This is a genomic window from Accumulibacter sp. (assembly GCF_023806625.1).
Lineage (GTDB): Bacteria > Pseudomonadota > Gammaproteobacteria > Burkholderiales > Rhodocyclaceae > Accumulibacter.
The window spans coordinates 1-5179 of record NZ_JAMTDX010000017.1 but is presented as its reverse complement, the minus strand read 5'-3'; the positions used below and the strand labels follow the sequence as shown (position 1 = coordinate 5179).

Below are 5179 nucleotides of genomic sequence, written 5' to 3'. Positions count from 1 at the left end.
GCATCTTGGACTCCTTGTTGCGTAAGCATCAGGTGTCCACCGAAAAGGGTCAACTTCAGTCTGCTGCGCGGTGGCGAGGTGAAAGAACTCGTTCCCATGGGCCTTGTGTAGCGGTCGGCGACGATCAGGAAGCCGCCGGTGCCGGTGGGCGGTCCTGCATGAGCTCGCCGGGCTGCGGCTTGACCACCTGGGTCATGGCCTTGATCAGTGCGCGTGGCGTAAAGTGCTGGCCGGCACCGCTCTTGAGTTCGCCGGCGTTCTTTTCGAGCCGCCCTTCGTCGAGGTTGCCAAGGCCGTCCTGGCGCGCTGAATAGGAGTTCAGACCCTTGATGTCGGCAATCAGTTGTGCCAAGTGGCGTGGATCCTTGATCCAGGTGCCGGCGTTGGCGTAGATGGCCGCGACGAGGCGGTCGGGCCCCACGCCGAGTTCGATCAGCAACTCGCCAAGGAAGATGTGGTGCGCGACGCCGTGCCTGCTCTTGACGTCGGCCCAGCGCCTGGGTGCCGGGAGGCGATGCTCGGTGGCAGTCTCTTGCGCCATCTTGAGGAACAGCAGCAGCGTCAGGTCGGTGACGTACTGGTGATAGGTGATACCGTCATCGCGCAGGATGTCGCACAGGCTCCAGAGCCCTTGGACGACTCTCTGGGTGCTCAAGCGCGGGCCCTTGAGCTTCTTGCGGAGGCATCATGTGGCACTGGGGTGAATCTGCGCCCGGTAGCCGTGTTGCAGGGCTTTGACCGTGCTGGCCGGGGTGAGGATGACGAAATGCCCACCGACCGTGCTCATGGCCTCGGCTGGACCATAGCCTGCGAAGGCCCAGGGATGAAGGTTGGCGCCACGCACCAAGTAACAGGTGCCGGTGCCTTTTTGCTTGACGATCACGCCATCAGGCAGACCTTTGAGCGATGTCGCCTCGAGACGCTGGCTGGCGGTGCGATCCAGCTTCATTTGCTTGTCGACTTCAGCGGCCAGGACCCTCGCACCGTTGCGGTTGCCCGCGCCCCAGGCAGCCAAGAAGGCGTCGTAACGATCGCGCCGGCAGGTGGCGCAGGGGCGGTGTCCCGCAGCCAGAGCGGTCGCCTCGTCGAGGAAAAAGAGCTCGGTGTAGTTGCCGGGACTCATCACCGCGCGCTTGCGGTTCTGGAAGGCGAGGAGGCAGGTGACCCAAGCATCGCGTTTCGAGCGTGAGACGATCTGCTGGGCATCATTGTGCAGGCAGCCGCGATTGCCCATCAGCGTGCCACGGGCCGGGGAACAACAGATCTCGCCTTCGGGGTTGACGCGGTTCTGCAGGGGCATGGCAGTCTCCAATTGAAATGAGTGGTCAGCGGCGTCGGATCGAGGCCGTAAACTGCTGCAATTCGAGTGGCTGGTCAGCCACCGCTTCGCTTCGGAAAGTTCACGTTGTCAAAGCGTGGATACGGAGAAGGAAAGAAGCAACAACTCAGTATAAGCCTAGCGCAAGCAAGAGTATGTTGCCAGGGGTGTGGAGTCACGGCAAATTTGTTCTCACACTGGCGTCAGGCGGAGGCATGGCCGATGGAGTTTTTGGTCATTCGCAGATAGTCGAAGAGCAAGCGGATGTTTCGGGTGAGATGGCGCATGGTTTCGGCGATGCTGGTTTTGCCGTCCGAGAAGTGATGAAGGATGCTGATGGCGAAGCGGCGCGGCAGTGCAACCTTCTTTCTGTAAATACTCCGAGGTGATGCCGCGAGCGGTTTCGCAGGTGCGCTTGCCCGTCTTTTTGTGGAGCACCTCACGTTCGATCAGGAACGCCTGGCCGACGTGCGGGAAATCGAGATAGGCGTTGAGGGCGGTGCTGCACCAGAGGCGGCGGGCCTCGATCCGACCATGGTCCGGCGGGGAAACGAGCGTCAAGTCTGGCGCCTGCCGATTCTGGAAGAGGCGTGTGATATCGGCCTGTGGCGTCGGCTGATTGCCTTTGACGGTGAAGTGGTAGTGGGCCTGACGCCCGTCCAGGTAGTCTGCGAGCTTGCGCTGGGGGAGGAGCGCATCGGCCGTGATGTCCTTGTTCTCGATGTCGATCGTCTCGAGCAGCGGGATGAACATGCCGATTTCGTTGGTCTGTTTGAGTTCTTCCCCACCGCCTACGGGCAAGGTCCCGACTTTTTTTGGGCGTGACAGACGCTGGTCTCATGCCCGACCACGCTCATGATGTGCGTTTGGCGCCCGTGTTCGTCCTGGGCATGGCACATGGTCTTGCCGTCGACGGCCAGACTGGGATCGTCCCGGGCGTAGGCCTCGTTCCAGCGCTGGCAAGCCCGATCGACTGCTGTGGGATCGACGCGGATCAGGACATCGCGAATGATGGATTCACTGGGCACGCGGTAAATCCTGCTCTCGCGACGGCAACGAAAGCGCTCGCGCGCTTTGGGCTTGAGGTCTTTGGCCCACCCGGCGATCGCCTTGTAACCCCGCATGCCGCACAGGACCGCGGCCGTGGCGATGGCCAGCACGGTCGGAAGGGGATGACGCCTGCTTTGGCCGCGACGCGGGTCGGCGATGTCGGCAAAGCAGTCGGGAAGCGTGCGCATCTGTTCGGCGGTGAGCATCATCCGGGGCGCTCCTGTGCGATAGCGGGGGTTGAGGATCGGTTGGGAAAGCAGGGCTCGAGCGTTGGTCTGCAACGGGCGAACAAAGACCCGCTTGGGCAACTGCGCGTGGGCGCTGTAGCCCTCTCGGGTCCGCCGAAAGCCTCGCGTCAGCCCCAGAGGCGTCCCGTTGGCGGCCCGATAGACCGTGCCCTGGACGCGCGACGGGTCGACAAAGGTCTCCAGGAGCAGCAGCGGCTGGCCGAAACGGGCTTGCCAGTCCGCAGCGATCCGCCGCTCGCAGAGTGCGAGGACCTTGGACCCCAGATTCGGACAATGCCAGGCGGGCAGGATCAGAAGGCGACTGTTGTTGGCCACCAGCCCCAGACGGTCGTGCTGATGCCGAGAATCCCAGCCGATCCACCGGTCACGAACACCACACTTCCAGGCCGCCGCAGAAGAACTCAGCAACGCAGCCTACGCTTCGCCTTGCTCCGCCACGTACCAAAGCGTGTGCCCGATCTTCGCCAGATCGCCCAAGTCGTGATGCTGCGCCATCAACTCCCGATAACGAGCTTCCTCGCTCTTCTCTATCAGCCGAACAGCCAGCGCACCAAGATCCCGTTGCATACCCCACTTATACAGCCCCTCCGGGTCGATGTTCAGGGGGACAAGCAATCGATTGATTCCCTATGGCTTGCCGGGAGGACAAAGTCACCCCGCCCGGATCACCGGGTGAGCGCAACTTCCGGCGAAGAGGTCATCGGCGGAGGGCGGCTGGATCGCACGGTCGCCGGCGCGAGCGCCGGTGAAGCGGCACACTCGATCGCCGACTCGGCCGAGCCTGCTGGCCCGGTCAATGGGTGGTGATCATCGGTGGGGCAACCCCTTCCGCTGAACCGGGCGTCACCGTTGCCGGAGCCGTCGCGACTTCCTCCGCCTGGCAGGGCTCGGGTTTGCGCTCGAGCGCCAGCCCGAGCACCTGGTCGATCCAGCGAACCGGGATGATCTCGAGCTTGTTCTTGATGTTGTCGGGGATTTCGGCGAGATCGCGGACGTTCTCTTCGGGAATCAGCACGCGCGCGAGACCGCCGCGGACCGCGGCGAGCAGCTTCTCTTTGAGGCCGCCGATCGGCAGCACCTCGCCACGCAGGGTGATTTCTCCGGTCATCGCGACGTCACAGCAGACCGGGATCCCGGTCAGCACCGAGACCAGCGCCGTGCAGATGCCGACCCCGGCCGACGGTCCGTCCTTGGGGATCGCCCCCTCGGGCAGATGGATGTGGATGTCGCTCTTCTGGTAGAACTCGGGATCGATGCCCAGCGACTGTGCGCGCTTGCGCACGACCGAGAGCGCCGCCTGGACCGATTCCTGCATCACCTCGCCCAGCTTTCCGGTGGTCGTCGTCTTGCCCTTGCCGGGCAGGACGACCGACTCGATGGTCAGGAGCTCGCCACCCACTTCGGTCCACGCCAGGCCGGTGACCTGGCCGATCTGGTTCTCTCGTTCGGCGACGCCGAAGTTGAAACGGCGCACACCGAGAAACTTGTCGAGATTGCGCGCGCTGACCGCGACCTTGCCCGGCGTCTTCTTGAGCAGGAGCGTCTTGACGACCTTGCGGCAGATCTTCGAAATGTCTCGCTCGAGCGCGCGCACGCCGGCCTCGCGCGTGTAGTAGCGGACGATGTCGCGCAAGGCGCTCTCGGCGACCGACAGTTCGGTCGTCTTCAGTCCGTTGCTCTTCATCTGCTTGGGCAGCAGGTAGCGCTGGGCGATGTTCACCTTCTCGTCTTCGGTGTACCCCGACAAGCGGATCACTTCCATGCGGTCGAGCAGCGGCGGCGGAATGTTCAGCGTGTTCGCCGTGGCGACGAACATCACTTCGGACAGGTCGTACTCGACCTCGACGTAGTGATCAACGAAGGTCGAATTCTGTTCGGGATCGAGAACCTCGAGCAGCGCCGAACTCGGGTCGCCGCGGAAGTCCTGGCCCATCTTGTCGACCTCGTCGAGCAGGAACAGCGGATTCTTGACGCCGATCTTGCTCATGTTCTGGAGAATCTTGCCGGGCATTGACCCGATGTAGGTTCGCCGGTGACCGCGGATCTCGGCCTCGTCGCGCACCCCGCCGAGGCTCATGCGCACGAACTTGCGCCCGGTCGCGTGGGCGATCGACTGTCCGAGCGAAGTCTTGCCGACTCCGGGCGGACCGACCAGACAGAGGATCGGCGCCTTCAGTCGGTCGACGCGCTGCTGGACGGCCAGGTACTCGATGATCCGTTCCTTGACCTTCTCGAGACCCCAGTGGTCGGCGTCGAGGATTCGCCCTGCGGCGGCGAGGTCCTTGCTGATTCGCGTCCGTTTGCGCCAGGGGAGGCCGATCAGCGTCTCGATGAAGTTGCGCACGACGGTCGCTTCTGCGGACATCGGCGACATCAGCCGGAGCTTGCGGAACTCGGCCTGCGCCTTGGCAAGTCCCTCCTTGCTCATTCCGGCAGCCTTGATCTTCTTGTCGAGCTCGTCGAGGTCGGCTCCGTCTTCGCCTTCGCCGAGTTCCTTCTGGATCGCCTTGACCTGCTCGTTCAGGTAGTACTCGCGCTGGCTCTTCTCCATCTGGCGCTTGAC

At 63.4% G+C, this 5179-nt stretch carries 7 protein-coding genes and 1 pseudogene; 1 reads left to right on the top strand and 7 read right to left on the bottom strand.

Annotated features, from left to right (window positions below):
* Positions 1-124 precede the first annotated feature (124 nt).
* The 6 genes and pseudogenes from NFW05_RS04080 to NFW05_RS04055 form a co-directional block, all read right to left on the bottom strand.
* Complete coding sequence (locus NFW05_RS04080) at positions 125-655, bottom strand: N-6 DNA methylase (protein ID WP_295302959.1); 531 nt, start codon at positions 653-655, stop codon at positions 125-127.
* A gap of 30 nt (positions 656-685) precedes the next feature.
* Positions 686-1300: a hypothetical protein gene (locus NFW05_RS04075; RefSeq protein ID WP_295302958.1), complete on the bottom strand. Its 615-nt coding sequence runs from the start codon at positions 1298-1300 to the stop codon at positions 686-688.
* Between the two features lie 210 nt (positions 1301-1510).
* Complete coding sequence (locus tag NFW05_RS04070; protein WP_295302957.1) at positions 1511-2071, bottom strand: hypothetical protein; 561 nt, start codon at positions 2069-2071, stop codon at positions 1511-1513.
* Positions 2072-2109: 38 nt separating this feature from the next.
* Positions 2110-2577: a transposase family protein gene (locus tag NFW05_RS04065; RefSeq protein ID WP_295302960.1), complete on the bottom strand. Its 468-nt coding sequence runs from the start codon at positions 2575-2577 to the stop codon at positions 2110-2112.
* Positions 2578-2727: 150 nt separating this feature from the next.
* A pseudogene (locus NFW05_RS04060) lies at positions 2728-3024 on the bottom strand (Druantia anti-phage system protein DruA); the annotation flags it as partial.
* Between the two features lie 6 nt (positions 3025-3030).
* Positions 3031-3231 (bottom strand): hypothetical protein, encoded by a 201-nt coding sequence (locus tag NFW05_RS04055; RefSeq protein WP_295302956.1) that lies wholly within the window; start codon positions 3229-3231, stop codon positions 3031-3033.
* A gap of 57 nt (positions 3232-3288) precedes the next feature.
* On the opposite strand from NFW05_RS04055, the gene NFW05_RS04050 reads away from it, so the two are divergent.
* On the top strand, positions 3289-3423 hold the full coding sequence (locus NFW05_RS04050; RefSeq protein WP_295302955.1) for a hypothetical protein: 135 nt from the start codon (positions 3289-3291) through the stop codon (positions 3421-3423).
* Here NFW05_RS04050 and lon read toward each other — a convergent pair.
* A partial coding sequence (gene lon / locus NFW05_RS04045) for an endopeptidase La (protein WP_295302954.1) occupies positions 3410-5179 on the bottom strand: 1770 nt, incomplete at its 5' end. The genes NFW05_RS04050 and lon overlap by 14 nt on opposite strands.